Genomic DNA, 18,468 nt, shown 5'->3' with positions numbered 1-18,468 from the left:
GCACGCCTATGTATCGCGGGAAAGACCGATCCGTCACGTCCCGCACTGCCCTTCTCCACCGTTGCTGTGCCAGAATTGTTCGCAATCCCTCGTCGAAAGCGGGGATCACCGACGGAAAGAGTTGTCATGCACAGCGTGGTGGAGTCCAGCGCGACCGCCCTCGAATCCGATCTCGACTGCGACGTGGTCGTGATCGGCGCCGGCGCCACCGGCCTGACCGCCGCCCTCCGGTTGCAGGAGCAGGGCCGCCGCGTCGTCGTCCTCGAGGCGCGCGAGCGCGTCGGCGGCCGCCTCGAGACCCGCGTGGTCGACGGCCAGATGCTCGAGCTCGGCGGCCAGTGGGTCTCGCCGGATCAGACCGCCCTGCTCGAGACGCTCGACGAGCTGGGCCTGGACACCTACTCCCGCTACCGCGAGGGCGAGAGCGTCTACATCGGCGCCGACGGCGGCGCCCGGCGCTTCACCGGCGACATCTTCCCCGGCGGCGCGAGCACCGAGGCCGAGATCGAGCGCCTGATCGGGATCCTCGACGGCCTCGTCGCCGAGACCGACCCGTCCGCGCCGTGGTCGCACCCGCGGGCGCACGACTACGACCGGATCAGCTTCAGCGCCTGGCTGGAGGCGCAGAGCGACGACGCCGAGGCCCGCGCGAACATCGCGCTCTTCATCGCCGACGCCATGCTCACCAAGCCCGCGCACTCCTTCTCCCTGCTCCAGGCGCTGCTGATGGCGGCGAGTGCGGGCAGCTTCGGCAACCTCGTCGACGCCGACTTCATCCTCGACAAGCGCGTCCTCGGCGGGCTCCAGCAGGTCCCGGAGCGGCTCGCCGAGCGCGTGGGCTCCGAGCGCGTGCTGCTCGGCCGGCCGGTCCGCTCCGTCGAGTACGGCGACGACGGCGTGACCGTGCGCGCCGAGGGCGTCACGGTGCGGGCCCGCCGCGCGATCGTCGCCGTGCCGCCGAACCTCGTCAACCGGATCACCTTCGACCCGCCGCTGCCCCGGCTCCGCCAGCAGGCGCTCCAGCACCAGTCCCTCGGCCTCGTGATCAAGGTCCACGCGACCTACGCGACCCCGTTCTGGCGGGCGGACGGCCTCTCCGGCACCGCGTTCAGCCCGCACGCCCTCGTGCACGAGGCCTACGACAACTCCAACGCGGGGGAGGAGCGCGGCACCCTCGTCGGCTTCGTCTCGGACGAGAAGGCCGACCGAGTGCTCGCGCTGCCCGAGGCCGAGCGGAAGGCCGCGATCCTCGACTCGCTCGCCGCCTACTACGGCCCGGCCGCGCTCGACCCCGTCGTCTACTACGAGAGCGACTGGGCGTCGGAGGAGTGGACGCAGGGCGCGTACGCCGCGAGCTTCGACCTCGGCGGGCTGACCCGCTACGGCGCGCTGCAGCTGGAGCCGGTGGGCCCGCTCCGCTTCGGCTCGAGCGACCTCGCGGCCGAGGGCTACCAGCACGTCGACGGCGCGATCCGCGTCGGACGGCGCCTGGCGCAGGAGATCCTCGACGAGGACTCCGCTGACGCCGAGACACAGCACGACACCGCCGACGCGACCGCGCCGGCCCGCGACCGTGAAGGAGCACTCCCCGCATGAGCAGCAGCAGCTACGCCGTCATCGACCCGGCCTCGGGCGAGACGCTGAGCGAGTACCCCGGCATCACCGACGCCGAGCTCGCCGACGCGATCGCCTCGGCCCACGACGCGTACTCCACCTGGTCGCGCACCGTGCCCGTCGCCACCCGCGCCGCGCTGATCGCCCGCGTCGCGGACCTGCACGTCGAGCGCGCGGACGCCCTCGCCGAGATCATCGTCCGAGAGATGGGCAAGCCGCTCGACCAGGCGCAGGGCGAGGTCGGCTTCGCGGCCGACATCTACCGCTACTACGCGGAGAACGGCGAGGAGTTCCTGAAGGACGAGCCGATCGCGCTGGCCGACGGCACCGGCTCGGCGTTCGTCCGCCGCTCGGGCCTGGGCGTGCTGCTGGGGATCATGCCCTGGAACTTCCCCTACTACCAGGTCGCCCGCTTCGCCGGCCCGAACGTGGTGAACGGCAACACGATCATGCTCAAGCACGCGCCGCAGTGCCCGGAGTCGGCCGCCGCGATCGCCGACATCTTCCGCACGGCCGCCGAGGAGCTCGGCGCCCCCGCCGGCGTCTACGTCAACCTCTACGCGAGCAACGACCAGGCGGCGACCGTCATCGCCGACCCGCGGGTGCAGGGCGTCTCCGTCACCGGCTCCGAGCGCGCGGGAGCGGCCGTCGCCGAGATCGCCGGCCGCAACCTCAAGAAGGTCGTGCTCGAGCTGGGCGGCTCCGACCCGTTCGTGCTGCTCTCCACCGACGACCTCGACAAGGCCGTCGAGGACGCGGTCGCCGCCCGCCTCGACAACAACGGCCAGTCCTGCAACGCCGCCAAGCGCTTCATCGTCATCGACGCGCTCTACGACACGTTCGCGGAGAAGTTCACCGCGGCCTTCACCGCCGCCCGCCCCGCGGATCCCTTCGCCGAGGGGACCCTGCTCGGCCCGCTCTCCTCCGCCGCCGCGACCGAGCGCCTCGAGCAGCAGCTCGCCGTCGCCCGCGAGCAGGGCGCGACCGTGCGCGCCAGCGGCGAGGTCACCGGCAACTTCTTCCCGCCGGCTGTCCTCGAGGACGTCACCCCCGAGATGAACGCCTACCGCGAGGAGTTCTTCGGCCCCGTCGCCGCGCTCTACCGCGTGCACGACGAGGACGAGGCGATCGCGCTCGCCAACGACACCCCGTACGGCCTCGGTTCGTACCTCTACACGACCGACTCGGAGCAGGCCCTCCGCCTGGCCGACCGCATCGACGCCGGCATGGTCTGGATCAACCTCGTCCTCGGCGACGCGGCCGAGCTCCCCTTCGGCGGCGTCAAGCGCTCGGGCACCGGCCGCGAGATGGGCCGCAGCGCCCTCGAGGAGTTCGTCAACAAGAAGCTGATCCGCATCGCCTAGGTCTCAGTCGCCCGGCGGGGCCGTGCCAGCGCGACGGCGACGTTGCGCTCCACGGTCTCTTTCAGAAGCGTCGCCTGATCGTCGTCGAGAGTTCTCCACGCGGTGTCGTTCCTCGCGGCGACGCCGCGCGCCACCTCTTCCACGAGAGTGACGACCTCCTCCTCGTCGATCCCCGTGCTCCTCGCGAACTTCCGCCAGTGGTTCTGCGTCACCGCCTGCGGGAACCGCGCGCCGGCGATGCGCATCGCCAGCTCCTGATCGAACGCCGGGTACAGGCCGGTCGGAACCGCGTCGTAGATCGGGGCCAGGAGGACGGTGTCGGGGCGGAGAAGGACGGAGTAGTTCTTGGCGTGCGCGTCAGCGTTGCCGATGAGGATGTTGAAGGCCAGCTGCCGGAGGAAGGCGCGCACCACCCCGCCGGTCGCGTCGACCGACCGGAGCTTCTCCACGATCTGCGCGGCCGTCACGGAGTACTTCCGTGCAACGTCGATGCCCAGCGCCTGAGCGAGATCCTCGGCATGAATCCGTCGCGCGAAGACGCTCTCATCGTCGAGAATCCGGTCGAAGCGCTCCACGACGAAGGCCGTCTGATCCTTCGTGTGCAGGACAGCCGCCCGGGGAGCATGGAGGCCGACGTCCGCAGCCAGCGTCAGCGCGGCCGCTTCCGCCGCCTCGAGACCGAGGTGCTCGAGGCGCGCGGGCTTGACGATGTGGGTCGACGGCACGGCGGCGTTCGACCAGTACCAGTTCCGGTCCACTCGAGCCAGGGCGAACTTCCCCTGCGTTCCCGCGAGGGAGAAGCGCGCGGGAGTCTGTCTCGGCACCCAGGCATCTGGATCGAGCTTGATGCTGTTGATGCGATCGGCCACGTCCCCATCGAGAGCGGGGTTCAGCTGCGCCGGTCCTGTCAGCGGTGCCTCGCCGTCCGGGAGGAGCACCAGGCCGCCGGCGACGTCACCGCCGACCGTGCGCAGGAGCTCGAACGTCCCCGTGCTCGCGACCCCGTACGCCTGTGCCATCCGGCGTCGCGTGTGCTCCTGGTCGGGCAGCAGGTTGTCGAGGAACCTCGCCGCCGCCGTGCGCGTCGTCGTGCCCTCGCGCGGCAGCGACAGGGAGATCGGCGTCGACGGTGCGTCGTCGGAGTAGGTGAAGCCGATCGTGCCGTCGGCGTCTCGGGTGAACCGCCCGGCATGTCTGCCTTCGAGCCACGCTTCGAGTCGTTCCGTCATCGCAGCACCAGGTCGGGAAGCGCGGTCGGCTCGACGCCCAGGGCGTCCAGCACTCGTCGCGCGGTCGAGGGCCGCGACACCGGCAGCCCGCGTTCGAGGCGTCGGACGTCGGAGACGTCCACGTCCGCGGTTCGCGCGAGGTCGTCGATCGAGAGTCCCATGATGCGTCGCTCCGAGCTCACAGTATCCGCCAGGTCTTCCAGACGTCGCAGGTACTCGCGTCGCGGTCGGTGCAGAGCCTCCCGCACGTAGTCGGAATCACCGTGGAGCGCGTGCTGCACGAGATTGGTGCCGAAGTCGACGAGCCCGGACTCCACCTCTCCACCCCACCAGTCCGCCAGCAACCCTGCGGGGTCCTGCGACGCGCGGAGCCGGCGGATGCGCGCGGCGGTCCTGGCGCGCTCCTGCCCCTCGAGGCCCGACAGGGTCCGCTCGTGCAGGGCGTGCGCCAGCGACTGCCGCGACCTGGCGGAGAGCGGACGGCGCGAACGTGCGCCGGGCACCTCCGTCACCTCCCAGCGGCGGCCGACCTTCGTCGCCTCGATCCGGCCGGCGGCGATCAGCGCCACCACGCGGCGCGGAGTCACTCCGAGTCGCTCGGCGGCCTGCTTGACGTCCATGACACAACTGTACCGCTCGGCGGTCGAGCGTCCTCGGCTCGGGTCGCTCCCCGTTCGGTGAGGAGCGCGTCCTGCGCCCGGCCCACCGTCTCCGCGCAGGCGAGGTCTGGAGAGACGCCGTTCGCGGTGACGTGGCCTGGCGCACGATCACTGCCTCGCTGAGATCGCCCGTGATACTCGTCCGGTCACGTCGAGCAGGTGCTCGCGGCGACCGAGAAGGGGAAGGGGAGCGACGATGATCGATGCGGAGCGCTGCACCTACCGGGTCCAGTGGTCGCAGGAGGACGAGCAGTTCCTCGGCACCGTGGCGGAGTTCCCCTCGCTCTCCTGGGCGGCGGACTCGTCGTCGGAGGCGTTCGCGGGGATCCGGAGCGTCGTCGTCGATGTCCTCGCCGACATGGCCGGCGCCGACGCCGGTGAGGGCTCGAGGCTCGTCGGGCCTGAAGGCGGGTAAACTCGCCCGTCATGCGCGTCTTCGGCTGTCCGCACTGCGAGGCGCGGGTGGAGTTCGAGGACGCGCGGTGCCTGCGCTGCGGCACGCCGCTCGCCTACGACGTCGACGCGGACGTGCTCGTCGAGGCCGAGGGGCGCGCGCTCTGCGTCTACCGCGGAACGATCGACTGCACCTGGCTCGCGGCGGAGGGCACCGGCGGCGCCTGCGCCTCCTGCGCCCTGACCAGCGCCCGGCCGCCGGTGTACGACGCGGCGACGCTGAGCCAGCTGACGGTCGCCGAGTTCGCCAAGCGGCGGCTGCTGCGCCAGCTGCGGCACCTCGACCTGCCGGTGCACCGCGGTCGGCGGCTGTCCTTCGAGCTGCTCTCCTCCGCGCAGGGCTCCGTGACGACCGGGCACGCCGACGGCGTGATCACCGTCGATCTCGCCGAGGGGAACGACGCGCACCGCGAGGCGCTGAAGGCCCGCCTCGGCGAGCCTTACCGGACGATGCTCGGCCACTTCCGGCACGAGATCGGCCATTACTACTGGCAGCTGCTCGTCGACGGCACGTCGCTCCTGCCCGCGTTCCGCGCGCTGTTCGGCGACGAGCGGGCCGACTACGGCGCCGCGCTCGACGCGCACTACGGCGGCTCCTCGACCGAGGACTGGGCGAGCGACCACATCTCGCAGTACGCCACGACGCACCCGTGGGAGGACTTCGCCGAGACCTTCGCGCACTACCTGCACATCGCCGACGCGCTGGAGACGACCGCCACGGTCGGCCTGACCGTCGCGGGGCCCTGGGGCCGCCTCCCCGAGTCGCTCGTCGGCGGCGTGCAGGCGACCGGAGCGGAGCGGGTCTCCGGCCTGGAGATGCCCGAGATCCTCGCCCGCTGGCACGGCTTCTCGCTCGCCCTCAACAGCGTGAACCGCTCGATGGGCAAGGACGACCTCTACCCCTTCGTCATCACGCCCGCGATCGCCGAGAAGCTCGCCTGGGTGCACGAGCTGGTGCGCCGCGGCGCACAGCTGTGACTCGTCGCCGCGGCGCACAGCTGTGACTCGTCGCCGTGGGATCTAGGAGTCAGGCCTCGCCGTCGAGCAGCCGGCGCGGCGCCCTCGCGGCCCACGCCTCGAGCAGCAGCTCGCCGAGCTCGTCCGCGCCGATCTTCTCCAGCCGCACGAGCACGCTCGGATGCCCGTCGTAGTGGCTCGTCGTGAAGTACGTCTCCGGGTCGCTCTGCAGCAGCGCCTCGCGCTCGCCGAGATCGGCCCGCCAGACGAGCAGGACACCCGGCCGCTGGTGCAGGCGGGCGAACATCCTCGGGCCGGCGTAGAAGGCCGGGGTGCCGTAGGCGGTCCGCTCCTCGGTGCCGGGGAGCAGGAGCGCCAGTCGGCGCACGTCGTCGTCGTCACTCATGCTCCCCAGTGTGCGCCGCTACTTCTTCTTGAGCGAGGACTCCTTGTGCGCGGCCTTCGCGTCGGTCTTGTCGCTCTGCACGATCCAGTAGGGCTCGTCGTCCGAGGCGTTGAACTTCTGCCCCTCGAACTGGAACTCCTTCGTCTTCTTCTCGACCAGCTCGCCGTGGGTCTCGCCCTGCGAGGTGTTCCAGCTGATCTTGTCGCCCTTCTTCATGAGGCGCTTCCTCTCTCTCGTGCCGCACCGGGGGTCCGGGGCAGCGTGATGGTGGTGGTGACGTCGACGATCGCCGGCGTGGCCGGTGCCGACGAGAAGCCGAAGCGGACCGGCGGCGACAGCGGGCCGAGTGCGCCGAGGTCCGCGCCGTCGAGCGAGGCGGTGACCCCGAAAATCGAGCGGATGGCGCGGACGCCGTAGTACTCCCGCCTGCCGTGGCCGGCCGAGCCGGCGGTGCTCACGCCGCGCACCAGCACGGAGGCGACCGGGGAGATCGCGGTCAACCAGGCCGGGTGCTCGGCGAGCGGCCGCGGCACGACGCGCAGCAGGCGGCCCAGCGGAGTGAGCTCGCCGAGCCGCAGTGCGAGCGAGAGCGCGCCGGCCGTGGCCTCGATCCCGCCGTCGACGCGGTGCCAGGCGACCGGCGCGAGCCGCACCTCGTCGAACGAGTACGTCGACCCGATGAAGTCCGCGACCTCGTCCGTCGGCGCGATCAGGAGCCGGTGCCCGTCCGCCCGCTCGACCATGGCGTCGGCGAACGCGCCGAACGGCGTGCTCTCCCACAGCCCGAGCACGATCCGGGTGCCGGAGGCCGTGCCGAACCCCGCGATGCGCCCGCTGAAGCGCAGGCGCCGCGAGGTCCGGCCCGGCCCAGTCATCAGGAGGCGGCGGAGCGCAGCAGCGTGAAGGACGCGTCGCGCACGATCAGCGTGGTGACCTCGCCCTCGACGACCTGCTCCGGGTCGCTCGAGGCGGCCAGCTGCCACTCGGCGCCGGGTGCGTCCGGCACCGTGAACTCGACGCCGTTCTCCGCCGAGTTCAGCAGCAGCGCGAAGCTGGCGCTGCCCTCGGAGCGGAAGACGAACGTGATCGAGCGGGCGTCCGGGTTGTCCCAGTCCTCGTCGGCGAAGCCGGCGGCGTCCGAGCGCAGGATGTCGACGGTCTCGGGACCGTCGCCGGGGGCGCGGCGGAACCACTTCGGCCGCAGGGCCGGCTCGGCCTTCCGCAGCGCGATCAGCTCGCGGGTGAAGGCGAGCAGGTTGAGGTCCGCGTTCTCCCAGTCGAACCACGAGATCTCGTCGTCCTGGCAGTAGGCGTTGTTGTTGCCGCCCTGGGTGCGCGCGAGCTCGTCGCCGCCGAGGATCATCGGCACGCCGGCCGAGAGCAGCAGCGTCGCGAGGAAGTTGCGGCGCATCCGGGCCCGGCGCTCGTTGACGGCGCCGTTGTCGGTCGCGCCCTCCGCGCCGTTGTTCGAGGAGCGGTTGTCGCTCTCGCCGTCGTTGTTGTCCTCGCCGTTGGCCGCGTTGTGCTTGCGCGAGTAGGCGGTGAGGTCGGCGAGAGTGAAGCCGTCGTGCGCGGTGACGAAGTTGACGCTCGAGACGGGGGAGCGCTTGTCGGCCTCGTAGACGTCCGGCGAGCCGAGGATCCGCTGCGCGGTCGTGCCGAGCACCGAGTCGGCACCGTGCCAGAAGTCGCGCACGTCGTCGCGGAACTTCCCGTTCCACTCCGACCAGTCGGCGGGGAAGCCGCCCACCTGGTAGCCGGCGGTGTCCCACGGCTCGGCGATCATCTTGACGGGCGCGAGCACCGGGTCCTGCGCGATCAGGTCGAGGAAGGCGCTGTGCACCTCGGCCTCGCCGGTCTGGCGGGTGAGCGTGGTGGCCAGGTCGAAGCGGAAGCCGTCGACGTGCATCTCGGTCACCCAGTAGCGCAGCGAGTCCATGATCAGGCCCAGCGCCGCGGGATGCGCGACGTTGAGGCTGTTGCCGGTGCCGGTGGTGTCGAAGTAGTTGGCGCGGTCGTCCTCGACGAGGCGGTAGTACGAGCCGTTGTCGATGCCCTTGAAGGACAGCGTCGGTCCCTTGTCGTTGCCCTCGGCGGTGTGGTTGTAGACCACGTCGAGGATGACCTCGAGGCCCGCCTCGTGGAACGCCTTGACCATGGCCTTGAACTCGTCGACCTGCGAGCCGTCGTCGCCGGCGTGCGAGTACTCGTTGTGCGGCGCGAAGAAGCCGAGCGAGTTGTAGCCCCAGTAGTTGCGCAGGCCCTTCTCGACGAGGTGCGAGTCCTGCACGAACTGGTGCACCGGCAGCAGCTCGACCGAGGTCACGCCGAGGTCGGTGAAGTGCTTGATCGACGCGGGGTGCGCGAGGCCGCGGTAGGTGCCGCGGACGTTCTCGGGCACGTCCGGGTGCAGCTGAGTGAAGCCCTTCACGTGCACCTCGTAGACGACGGTCTCGTCCAGCGGGATGCGCGGGGCCTCGTCGCCGGTCCAGTCGAAGGAGTCGGGGTCGGTCACGACGCAGCGCGGCACGGCGGCCGCGTCGTCGGCGTCGTTGCGCGTGTCGGCGTCCTCGTAGAACTGGCCGAAGACGTCCTCGCTCCAGTCGTAGCCGCCCTCGATCGCGGTGGCGTGCGGGTCGAGCAGGAGCTTCGCGGCGTTGTGGCGGAGGCCGTTGGCGGGGTCCCAGGGGCCGTCGACGCGCAGACCGTAGCGGGTGCCGACTGTCATCTCGGGGACGATGCCGTGGAAGACGTGTCCGGTGCGCTCGGAGAGGGCGACACGGGTCTCGGCTCCGGAGGAGTCGAAGAGGCAGACCTCGACGCTGTCCGCGGTCTCGGAGTAGACGGCGACGTTCGCGCCGGCGTCGCCGCGCAGGGAGACGCCGAGGGGATAGGGGAAGGAACGGGGAGATGCGGGCATGCGACCATCCTGACGAACGCTCCCTGAGCGGTTCTCGCCCTTGTCCAGCGGGGCACGGGCCGGTACTGTTCCGGACCCCTCTCCACGCGCCACCCTGGCGCGAGCGGGCCGCCGAGGCATATAGTCAGCTGGCTTACTAATGGAGCTCCGGACCGGTTCCGGGGCGGAGGAGGACGGCCTCATGGCTCTCGCAGCAGCACGGCGCCGCTGGATCGGACTGATCGTGATCAGCCTCGGCGTCGCGACGATCATCGTCGACTCGACGATCGTGAACGTGGCGATCCCGTCGATCGTCGCGGACCTCGGCATCACCTCGACCCAGGTGCAGTGGGTGCAGGAGTCGTACACGCTCGTCTTCGCGGCGCTCCTGCTCGCCTTCGGCACGCTCGCCGACCGCTGGGGGCGGCGCCGGATGCTCGTCGTCGGCATCGCGCTGTTCGCGCTCTCGTCCGTGGCCGCCTCGCTCGCGGCCACCGGCGACCTGCTGATCCTGTCCCGGGTCGTGCAGGGCGTGGGCGGCGCGATGGTGCTGCCGTCGACGCTGTCGCTGATCAACGCGACGTTCCGCGGCAAGGAGCGGGCGATCGCGTTCGCCGTCTGGGGCTCGACGATCGGCGGCATGACCGCCGTCGGCCCGCTGCTCGGCGGCTGGCTCACCACCGACTTCTCCTGGCGCTGGGCGTTCGGGATCAACATCCCGCTCGGGATCGTCATCGTCGTCGGCGCGCTGCTCTTCGTCGACGAGTCGAAGCAGCCGGACGCGGGTCGCGTCGACCTGGTCGGCGCGCTGCTCTCGGTCGTCGCCTCGGCCGGCCTGGTCTTCGGGCTGATCGAGGGCCGGAGCCTGGGCTGGTGGCTGCCCTCGCCGGTGCCGGTCGCCTTCGTCGTCGCGGTCCTCGCGACGATCGCGTTCGTGCTCTGGGGCCGGGCCCGCGAGCGCGCCGGCCGCTCGGCGATGCTCTCGCTGAGGCTCTTCCGGCTGGCCTCGTTCCGCAACGGCAGCATCGCCGCGATGATCGTCTCGCTCGGCGAGTTCGGCATCATCCTCGCCCTGCCGATCTGGCTGCAGAACGTGCTCGGCTACACCGCCGTGCAGACCGGGCTGGTGCTGATCGCCCTCGCGCTCGGCTCGTTCGTCGCCTCCGGCTTCGCGGGCGCCTTCGGCAACCGCGTCTCGGCCGTGCTGATCGTCCGGGTGGGGCTCGCGGCCGAGATCGTGGGCGTCGTCGGCATCGGCGCCGTCGTCTCCGACACGACGCCGTGGTGGGCGCTCGTGCCCTTCCTCGCCGTCTACGGCTTCGGTGTCGGCCTCGCCACCGCGCAGCTGACCGGAGTGGTCCTCCGCGACGTGCCCGTCGAGCTCAGCGGCCAGGGCTCCGGCACCCAGTCGACCGCCCGGCAGATCGGCTCGGCGCTCGGCATCGCGGTGCTGGGCACCATCCTCTACACCTCGACCGCGGGCGTGCTCACCTCGTCGCTGGAGGAGCAGGGGCTGCCGGCCGCGCAGGTCAGCAGCACCGTGGACGCCGTCGTCGACTCCTCGGGAGCGGCCATCGCCGGACTCGCGGCCGACCCGGGCACGGCGGACGTCGCCCGCGCGGCCGGGGTGGCGCTGTCGGACGGCACGCGCTTCGCCGCCTTCGCCGCGGCGGGCTTCCTCGCCGTCGGCTTCGCGGCGACCCTCTCCCTCGGCGGCGCGGCGCCGCGCGAGGAGAAGGGCGAGTCCGCCGAGCCGGTCGGCTCAGATCCGATCAGCTCAGCGGAGCCGCGTCGTCGGCGGTGAAGACGATCTTGCCGATCGTCCGGTCGGTGCCCTGCGCTCGCCGCGAGAGCACGGCGATGACGTCCTCGAGCGGATGCACGGCGCCGGCCGCGGGGACGAGCTCGCCCGAGACGGCCAGCGAGACGGCCCGGCCGATGCGCTCGGCGCTCGCCGTCACGATCAGGTTGCTCACCTTCGGGCGGCCGCGCCGGACGAGGCTCGCCGCCTGGGCGCCGAGGTCCGGGCCGCTCGGCACGAGGGTGGCGTAGCGGCCGCCGTCGGCGAGGAGGAGCGCGGCGTCCCTCGCCGGCAGGTGCCCGGAGACGTCGAGCACCGCGTCGAAGCGCCCGCCGAGCACGCCGAGGTCGAGCAGGCGGTAGTCGTGCGGCTCGGCGCCGAGCGCGCACAGGGTGTCGGCGGACGCGGCCGAGCCGGTCGCGGCGACGGTGCAGCCCGCGCGGAGCAGCAGCTGCACGACGAGGTTCCCGATCGCGCCGGAGCCGCCGCCCACCAGGATCTGCTCGCCGGCGCGGACCCGCAGGGCGTCGACCGTGCCGATCGCGGTGCCGCCGGACATCGCCAGCGTCACTCCCTGCACGTCGTCGAGGGAGTCGGGCAGCGGGACCAGCGAGCGGCCGCGGACGATCGCGGCGTCGGCGAACGCGTCGCCGTCGCGGGTCATGCCGACGACGCGGTCGCCGATCGAGACGGAGTGGTCGCCGGGGCCGAGCGCCTCGACCGTGCCGGCGATGTCGAGTCCGAAGCCGTAGGGGCGCTTCCGGCCGACCGCCATGATCCGGGCGGCACCGGAGAGGATCTTCTCGTCGGTCGCGTTGATGCTCGCGGCGCGCGTGCGCACCAGCACCTCGCCGCGTCCGGGCATCGGCACCGGGGCCTCCCGCCAGGACAGCACGTCCGGTCCGCCGAACCGCTCGTAGCCGAGTCGTCGCAATTCCCGCTCCCGTCGTCGCGCCGCCGAGGCGGTCGTCCTCCGAGCCTAGGCGCGGGCCGCCCGGTGCTACCGTGGCGGCCATGAGCGCAGACGACAGCCCCGAGTTCGCCGGATTCACCAGCGGAGGCTCGGCGAACGTCGAGCACCCGGACGACGTGCAGCCGGCCGACGCCGACAACGAGGAGAGCACGACTCCCGAGGAGAGCGCCGACCCCGACCACCCCTACGACTCGATGGCCGAGAGCGGCACCGAGAACGCCCCGGAGGACGAGGTCGGCTCGCGCGAGGACGAGGAGGGGCTGCTCGCCCCCGGCAGCACGGCCGAGGGTGCGGGCACCTCGCTCGGGGCCGTCCCGGTCGAGGCGCGGCGCGAGGCCGAGCCGCTCGGCGCGCACGACGGCGAGGCAGGCTCTGGCCAGCTCGCCGACGAGCGCTGGCGGCAGAACGGCGTCGATCCGCTCGGCTGACGCCCTCCCGCGCGGGGCCCCGCGTCCAGGAACTACTCCGGTTGCTCGGAGGAGCCCCCCTGGCGGGCCTCGTACGGTTCCGGAGGACGCGGCAGGCCCGCCGCGTGGACGGAGAGTCTCATGTCGTTGCTGTTCAACCGCACCCGGGAGCTCCGCTGGACCCCGGACGAGCGGAAGGCCCTCGCGGAGGCCGTGGCCGAGGACCGCGCCCAGCTGTGGCGCAGCGTCGGCGACCTGGACCGCACGGTCGTCGTCTCGACCGAGGACCCGGGCGTCCGCGGAGGCGCCCGCTGGCCCACCGATCACCGGGCCTTCCTCCGCGTCGAGCGCGGCCCCTCCGTGGTGCTGGCCACCGACGGCCTCAGCGATCCCTTCGACCGCCTCGCCCGCCCCGGCACCGGCCTCGGGCTCGAGCTGTGCCTCGAGACCTCGGCGCTGCGCGGCATCCCCGCGGCCGACCTCTGGAACCACTGGCAGTTCCGCGTCCTCTACGAGGCGGCGCGGCTCGCGGCGCTGCAGGGCGTGTGCTGCCGCACGGGCGTCGACACGGCCACCCTGCCGGGCGCGGCCGCACCGGCCGCCTGGGCGGACGAGCGCGGCTCGGTCGGCGTGCTGCTGGGCCTGCGCGGCGGCGGACTCCCCGAGCGCCTCGAGCTGGCGACGGGCGACGTCGAGCTGGTGACCGTCACCCCGCTCTGGCCGGAGGAGTACGCCTGGGCCTCGGTCGACACCACCGCCCGCGAGGAGATCGCGTCCCGCCTGCGCGCCCTGCCCCACGACGAGCTCGTGCACACCGCCCGCCCCCGCGTGGTCTGAGCCCCGCGGAGCCGGTGGATCTCGATACGCGCCCTGCGGGCACTACTCGATCAGCACGAGGGGCGCGGCGGCCGCCTGCCTGCCGATCGAGCGGCCGCCTGCATGCTGGTCGAGCGGCCGCCTGCATGCCGAGGACCAGTCGCGCAGTGTCCGTTCTCATGCTGGTCGAGTAGCCCCGGAGGGGCGTATCGAGACCCGGCGTCCTCAGCAGGCGGGTCTGCAGACTCGTCGTCCGGCGGGGGTGGATCTCGATACGCCCGCTGCGCGGGCTACTCGATCAGCATGATGCGCGCGCAGGCGGCATCCCTGCCGTCGAGCCGCCGCCCGCCTGCCCAGGAGCAGTCATGCAGTGTCCGCCTGCATGCCGGTCGAGTAGCCCCGGAGGGGCGTATCGAGACCCGGCGTCCTCAGCACTCTCGTGGTCCGGCGGGGGTGGATCTCGATACGCCCGCTGCGCGGGCTACTCGATAGCACGAGGCCTCGGATCAGTGCATCGAGATCGGGAGTCACGGATACTCGGGGGGCTCCTCGGTGAGCACGAGCTCGCCGGTGCTGTTGGCGTGGGCGATCAGCTCGTCGATCCAGGCGCGGTTGAGCGCCGGGCGCCGGCCGCCGTGGAAGCGGAAGTGCAGCGGCGTGGTCGGGTGGATCCAGACGGAGCTGCGGCCGTAGCCGCTCGACTCCGGCTCGGTCCAGGAGAGGCTGAACGACTCGTTCCGCCGCATCTTCGCGAACATCGCCACCTTGAGGTGGGCGAGCAGTCGATCGTCGAAGTCGATCTCGAGTGACTGCGGCCCGTAGATCAGTCGTCCCATGCTCGTGAGGATACCGCCGCGGCGCGCTCCGGGCGGATCGGACCGGGAACGGCGAACGCCCCGCCCAGCGGATCCGAGGATCGCGGTGGACGGGGCGTTCAGAGGTCGTTGCGACCCGGAGGCCGTGTGACGCTGGAGTCGGTGATTACTCGCCGACGCCGCGGATGTTCGCGGCCTGCGGGCCCTTGCGGCCCTGCTCGACGTCGTACTCGACGTGCTGGTTCTCGACGAGCTCGCGGTAGCCCTCCTTGGCGATGGCGGAGAAGTGCGCGAACACGTCGGCGCCTCCGTCGTCGGGAGCGATGAAGCCGAAGCCCTTTTCGGAGTTGAACCACTTAACGGTGCCAGTAGGCATTTCTTTTCCTTACGTGATGGTGACGCCCGCGTGAGCGGCCGTCGTTAGATTTCGCACAGCTGTGCGGTACCCGGTCCGCTCGTCCGCCGCGGGTGAAACACGCGTCGGCCGGTCGATCCGGGTCGTCTGGGGGCGGAGAGCGCGGCTCCTCGTGGGGAGTGCGACTGCGCGGGGGAGAACGTCCCGCTCACCGAGAGTGTCGGAGGAGCGGGGGTCGAACGAGGAACGGCGCGGCTTCCGCGGCGTCCTGTGAAGGGCGGTACCCGCGGATGAGGCGGGCGTTCGAACCGGCGGATCGAGGGCGATGCACTCGATCGTTGCGGTCTCTATCAGGGGCTGAGTCTCTTCGTCGTCGTGCGACTTCTCAGCCGTGGAATTCGGGCGATCGCCCAGGAGATGTCTCCACTCTACGGGAGAGGAGCGCCCGAGCGCGACCGTCGGGTCCAGACCGGCTCCTCGCGCGGCCCGCGCCTGTGTCACGATGCAACTCCGGGTGCGGCTCGCGCACCCCTCACGGCGAGGTGTCGATGCAGCTCACGAGTGCCGGGCTCCCGAGCGCCGAGGCCGCCGTCGCGGATGCGCTCGAGCTCCGCCGCGAGCAGAGCGAGGTCGGCGTCGCCTGCGCGCGCCGGGCCGGGGGAGTGTTCGCGGGCGCGTCCGCGCTCCACCTGGTGATGCTCGTGCCGACCGAGCTGCCCGCCGTGCTGCCGAGCGCCCTCCTGCTCGTGGTCGGCGCCGCGATCCAGCTCTCCTCGCGCCGCGCCGGTCCGAGCGGCGCTCGGGCCGTGATCGCGGGCCTCGTGCTCGGCGTCGTCGCGCTCGCGGCGTTCCTCGGCCCGGGCATCCCGGACGGCGACCGCACCGTGCTCAGCTGCGTGACGATGCTCGCCTCGATGGCGCTCCCGGCTCCGCTGCTCGCGATCGGCTCGTCCGCGCGGCTCGGCTGGGCGGCCGTCCTCGGCGGCGTCCCGGCGCTGGCCCTCGGGATGGCGGCGACGAGCGGCTCGGGACGGGCGCTGTTCGTCGGACTCTCGGTCGTCGTCTGCTGGGTCGTCGCCGTCATCGGCGCCCGCTGGCTCGCCTCGAGCGTCGAGCGCGCCCACGCCGGCACCACCCGCCTGCGCACGGCGCACGCCGCCGAGCGCCGCTCGAGCGAGAGCGAGGCGCAGCGCCGTCGCGAGGCGCGCCTGATGCACGACACCATCCTCGCCACCCTCACCCTGCTCGCCCACCGCGGCGAGGGCGTCCCCGCCGCGACGCTGCGCTCGCAGGCGGCGGCGGACCTCGCGCTGCTGCGCCGGCTCGACCGCGCCGATCCCGCCCCCGCCGACTCCGCGGAGGGGAGCCCGGCGCCGACCGACGACGCGGGCAGCGCGCCCTCGGTGCTCGCCGAGGTCGGCCGCCGCGCGGAGGCGCTGGGCGTGCAGGTGCGCTGGCACTCCGGTGCGGCCGCGCCCGACGCGCCGCCCCTGCCCGGTGCGGCGCTCGACGCCCTCGCGCGCGCGGCGGGGGAGTGCCTCGAGAACGTGCGGCGCCACTCCGGCGCGGCGACGGCCCACGTCACGCTCGATGAGGGGGCGGACTCGGTCCGCGTGACCGTCTCGGACGCCGGGCGCGGCTTCGACCCCGCGGCCGTCCCCGGGTCGCGGCTCGGCCTCGCGCAGTCGGTCGTCGGGCGGATCGAGGCCGTCGGCGGCACGGTGCGGATCTTCTCCGCGGTCGGCGCCGGCACCACCGTCCTGCTGAGCGTGCCGCGATGACCGCGCCGATCGGGGCCGGCGACCGCGCCGACCGCGCCGACCGCTCCGACCCCGCCGACCGCGCCGGAGAGGGCACGCTCGTCGAGCTGGTCCGCGCGGCCGGCGAGGGGCCGAGGACGCTCGACTCGGTCCGCCAGCGGATCACCCGCACCCATCGCCTGACCGCGAGCTATCTGAGCGCCGGCTTCCTCGCGATCACCGTGGCACTGGTGGTCCGCGGGCTGGCGTCCTTCCTCTGGGCGCTCAACGACCGGTCGGCGACCGGGCTGTCCGGTCTGTCCTGGGCGCTCGTGCTCGCCGCGCTCGCGGTGGGGATCGTCGTCGTGGTGACGCGGCACGGCGAGCTGCCCCGGCCGGTCTTCGCCGGGGTGCTCGCCGTCGACGCGGCGGCGATGGCGCTGGAGTTCGCCGACTACGCGCTGCCGGCGCCGGCGCCGCTCTACTATCCGACGGTCTGCATCGGGGTCGGCGCGACGGTGATCGCGCTGCTCGGCTTCCAGCCGCCGTCGCGGAGCACCGCGGCGATCATCGTGCTCGTCGGGCTGAGCCTGCTCGGGCTGCTCGCCCACGCGCTGATCTCCGGAGAGGGGTCGAGCATCGCGGTCGGCAACGTGCTGCTGGCGACGACCCCCGTGGCGGTCTACGCCTCGCTGCTCACCGCGCTCGACCGCCACGTGCACCGCGGGCTCGACCGCACCCTGGCCGACAGCGTGGTCGACGGGCCGGGCACCGGTCCGGGCAGTCTCGCGGCCGTGGAGCTCGCGCGCGTCGACGCGGAGATCGCGGAGCTGCTCGAGGAGGTGGTCGCCCGGGGCGCCGCGCCCGACGCCGACCTCGGCGAGCGGGCCAGGGTGCTCGGCGACCGGCTCCGCGAGGTGCTGGCGCGCAGCCACGACCGCACCTGGCTCGTGATCGCCGTGGAGGAGTCCGCGCTGCTCTCCGGGGCGGTGCTCGTCCGCGACCCGCGGGGGGTCGCCGCGGCTCTGGCGCCGCCGGACCGCTCGCGCCTGCTCTCCGTCCTCTGGCTGCTCACCGCGCAGGCCGCCGCGGGCCGGCCCGCCCTCGAGCTGGTGCTCGCGCAGCGCGAGGACGCGGCGGTGCCGGTGCGGATCGTCCTGCGCGCGCCGGGTCTGCGGCCGCGGGACGTCGACCCGGCGGTCTGGGGGATCCTCGGCGAGATCGGCGCGCACCGGGCGTCTCCCGAGGGCACGGGCACGACGATCGAGCTGGACCACCGCCCGCCGGGGCGGCCGGCGTGAGCGCGGACGCCGGGACGGCGACCGTCGAGCAGCCCGGGATCGCCCTCGCGATCCTCGACGACCACCCGATCCTGCTCAGCGCGCTCACCGAGTGGATCAACCGCTCCGGGGCCGAGATCCGCGTCGTCGCGACGGCCTCGAGCTGGACCGGTCTGCTGGCGCATCCGCGCTTCCCCACCGACGTCGTGCTGCTCGACATCGACCTCGGCGACGACCTCGACCTCGCGATGAAGATCCGCACGATCATCGCCGCCGGCGCGGCCCCGGTCATCATCAGCACCCACTCCCAGGCGGAGACCGTCGCGGGGGCGCTGGAGGCCGGAGCGCGCGGCTACCTGGTGAAGAGCGAGCGGACGGAGGTGATCCTCGAGGCGATCCGCACCGCGGCGCGCGGGGAGTGCTTCCTCACCCCGCAGACCCGGGCGCTGCTGGGCGGCGGCGGCACGGGCCCGCTGACGGCCCGCGAGCGCCGGATCGTCGGGCTCTTCGTCGAGGGGCTCTCGCTCAAGCAGGTCGCGACCGAGCTCGGGATCACCCAGGACGCGGCGCGCAGCTCGCTGCGGAACGCCCGGGCGAAGTACCGCGCCGAGGGCGTGGGCGTGAGCACCAAGATCGCGCTGCGCCGGCAGGCCCTGCGCGACGGGATCATCGGGCGCGCGCCGTAGCGGCGCGGCAGAAGT

Annotated in this window: 19 protein-coding genes; 10 read left to right on the top strand and 9 right to left on the bottom strand. The window is 72.9% G+C overall.

The annotated features are described in order from the left end of the window. Positions 1 to 126: 126 nt before the first annotated feature. Entirely contained in the window at positions 127 to 1,596 is a 1,470-nt protein-coding gene (locus MT351_RS01240) for an NAD(P)/FAD-dependent oxidoreductase (protein ID WP_243581053.1), read from the top strand. Beyond that, the gene (locus MT351_RS01235; protein WP_132434949.1) at positions 1,593 to 2,978 is read left to right on the top strand and encodes an NAD-dependent succinate-semialdehyde dehydrogenase; all 1,386 of its coding nucleotides are present in this window, start codon (positions 1,593 to 1,595) and stop codon (positions 2,976 to 2,978) included. Before MT351_RS01240 ends, MT351_RS01235 begins: the two co-directional genes overlap by 4 nt. Here the strand turns inward: MT351_RS01235 and MT351_RS01230 are convergent. Both MT351_RS01230 and MT351_RS01225 read right to left on the bottom strand, forming a co-directional pair. Beyond that, complete coding sequence (locus MT351_RS01230; protein ID WP_243581052.1) at positions 2,975 to 4,207, bottom strand: HipA domain-containing protein; 1,233 nt, start codon at positions 4,205 to 4,207, stop codon at positions 2,975 to 2,977. The two genes, MT351_RS01235 and MT351_RS01230, sit on opposite strands and share 4 nt — an antisense overlap. Beyond that, entirely contained in the window at positions 4,204 to 4,827 is a 624-nt protein-coding gene (locus MT351_RS01225) for a helix-turn-helix domain-containing protein (protein ID WP_132435657.1), read from the bottom strand. The genes MT351_RS01230 and MT351_RS01225 overlap by 4 nt, the downstream gene beginning before the upstream one ends. 235 nt (positions 4,828 to 5,062) lie before the next feature. Here MT351_RS01225 and MT351_RS01220 point away from each other — a divergent pair, with 235 nt between their 5' ends. Both MT351_RS01220 and MT351_RS01215 read left to right on the top strand, forming a co-directional pair. Next, entirely contained in the window at positions 5,063 to 5,281 is a 219-nt protein-coding gene (locus MT351_RS01220; RefSeq protein WP_132434945.1) for a hypothetical protein, read from the top strand. A gap of 11 nt (positions 5,282 to 5,292) precedes the next feature. Then, entirely contained in the window at positions 5,293 to 6,297 is a 1,005-nt protein-coding gene (locus MT351_RS01215; RefSeq protein WP_132434943.1) for a putative zinc-binding metallopeptidase, read from the top strand. Positions 6,298 to 6,346: 49 nt separating this feature from the next. Here MT351_RS01215 and MT351_RS01210 read toward each other — a convergent pair whose 3' ends face one another. The 4 genes from MT351_RS01210 to glgX are packed head-to-tail and all read right to left on the bottom strand — an operon-like array spanning position 6,347 to position 9,602. Beyond that, the gene (locus tag MT351_RS01210; RefSeq protein ID WP_243581050.1) at positions 6,347 to 6,682 is read right to left on the bottom strand and encodes an MmcQ/YjbR family DNA-binding protein; all 336 of its coding nucleotides are present in this window, start codon (positions 6,680 to 6,682) and stop codon (positions 6,347 to 6,349) included. A gap of 18 nt (positions 6,683 to 6,700) precedes the next feature. After that, positions 6,701 to 6,898, bottom strand: a complete 198-nt coding sequence (locus MT351_RS01205) for a DUF2945 domain-containing protein (RefSeq protein WP_123701627.1) — start codon at positions 6,896 to 6,898, stop codon at positions 6,701 to 6,703. Continuing rightward, positions 6,895 to 7,557: a hypothetical protein gene (locus tag MT351_RS01200; protein WP_132434941.1), complete on the bottom strand. Its 663-nt coding sequence runs from the start codon at positions 7,555 to 7,557 to the stop codon at positions 6,895 to 6,897. Before MT351_RS01200 ends, MT351_RS01205 begins: the two co-directional genes overlap by 4 nt. Next, on the bottom strand, positions 7,557 to 9,602 hold the full coding sequence (glgX, locus tag MT351_RS01195) for a glycogen debranching protein GlgX (protein ID WP_132434939.1): 2,046 nt from the start codon (positions 9,600 to 9,602) through the stop codon (positions 7,557 to 7,559). The genes MT351_RS01200 and glgX overlap by 1 nt, the downstream gene beginning before the upstream one ends. Positions 9,603 to 9,783: 181 nt before the next feature. Here glgX and MT351_RS01190 point away from each other — a divergent pair, with 181 nt between their 5' ends. Further along, positions 9,784 to 11,385, top strand: a complete 1,602-nt coding sequence (locus MT351_RS01190) for a DHA2 family efflux MFS transporter permease subunit (protein ID WP_243581049.1) — start codon at positions 9,784 to 9,786, stop codon at positions 11,383 to 11,385. Here MT351_RS01190 and MT351_RS01185 read toward each other — a convergent pair. Next, a complete protein-coding gene (locus tag MT351_RS01185; RefSeq protein ID WP_243581048.1) occupies positions 11,354 to 12,316 on the bottom strand; it encodes an NADP-dependent oxidoreductase in 963 nt (320 codons plus the stop codon). The genes MT351_RS01190 and MT351_RS01185 overlap by 32 nt on opposite strands. Positions 12,317 to 12,396: 80 nt before the next feature. On the opposite strand from MT351_RS01185, the gene MT351_RS01180 reads away from it, so the two are divergent. Then, positions 12,397 to 12,783, top strand: a complete 387-nt coding sequence (locus MT351_RS01180) for a hypothetical protein (protein ID WP_132434935.1) — start codon at positions 12,397 to 12,399, stop codon at positions 12,781 to 12,783. Positions 12,784 to 12,903: 120 nt separating this feature from the next. Then, positions 12,904 to 13,599: a suppressor of fused domain protein gene (locus MT351_RS01175; RefSeq protein WP_123444801.1), complete on the top strand. Its 696-nt coding sequence runs from the start codon at positions 12,904 to 12,906 to the stop codon at positions 13,597 to 13,599. Positions 13,600 to 14,105: 506 nt separating this feature from the next. Here MT351_RS01175 and MT351_RS01170 read toward each other — a convergent pair. Beyond that, positions 14,106 to 14,414 (bottom strand): hypothetical protein, encoded by a 309-nt coding sequence (locus tag MT351_RS01170; RefSeq protein ID WP_123734834.1) that lies wholly within the window; start codon positions 14,412 to 14,414, stop codon positions 14,106 to 14,108. Between the two features lie 145 nt (positions 14,415 to 14,559). Next, positions 14,560 to 14,769, bottom strand: a complete 210-nt coding sequence (locus tag MT351_RS01165; RefSeq protein WP_123444803.1) for a cold-shock protein — start codon at positions 14,767 to 14,769, stop codon at positions 14,560 to 14,562. A gap of 527 nt (positions 14,770 to 15,296) precedes the next feature. Here MT351_RS01165 and MT351_RS01160 point away from each other — a divergent pair. From MT351_RS01160 to MT351_RS01150, 3 genes are read left to right on the top strand one after another with little or no spacing between them, the layout of a single operon-like run. Further along, complete coding sequence (locus MT351_RS01160; RefSeq protein WP_243581047.1) at positions 15,297 to 16,529, top strand: sensor histidine kinase; 1,233 nt, start codon at positions 15,297 to 15,299, stop codon at positions 16,527 to 16,529. Then, entirely contained in the window at positions 16,526 to 17,788 is a 1,263-nt protein-coding gene (locus MT351_RS01155) for a hypothetical protein (RefSeq protein ID WP_243581046.1), read from the top strand. The genes MT351_RS01160 and MT351_RS01155 overlap by 4 nt, the downstream gene beginning before the upstream one ends. Then, a complete protein-coding gene (locus MT351_RS01150; RefSeq protein WP_243581045.1) occupies positions 17,785 to 18,453 on the top strand; it encodes a response regulator transcription factor in 669 nt (222 codons plus the stop codon). Before MT351_RS01155 ends, MT351_RS01150 begins: the two co-directional genes overlap by 4 nt. Positions 18,454 to 18,468: the final 15 nt, after the last annotated feature.

Origin of the sequence: Rathayibacter sp. VKM Ac-2926, from assembly GCF_022815565.1 — a bacterium.
Taxonomy (GTDB): Bacteria; Actinomycetota; Actinomycetes; order Actinomycetales; family Microbacteriaceae; genus Rathayibacter; species Rathayibacter festucae.
This window is presented reverse-complemented; position numbering and strand designations above follow the sequence as displayed.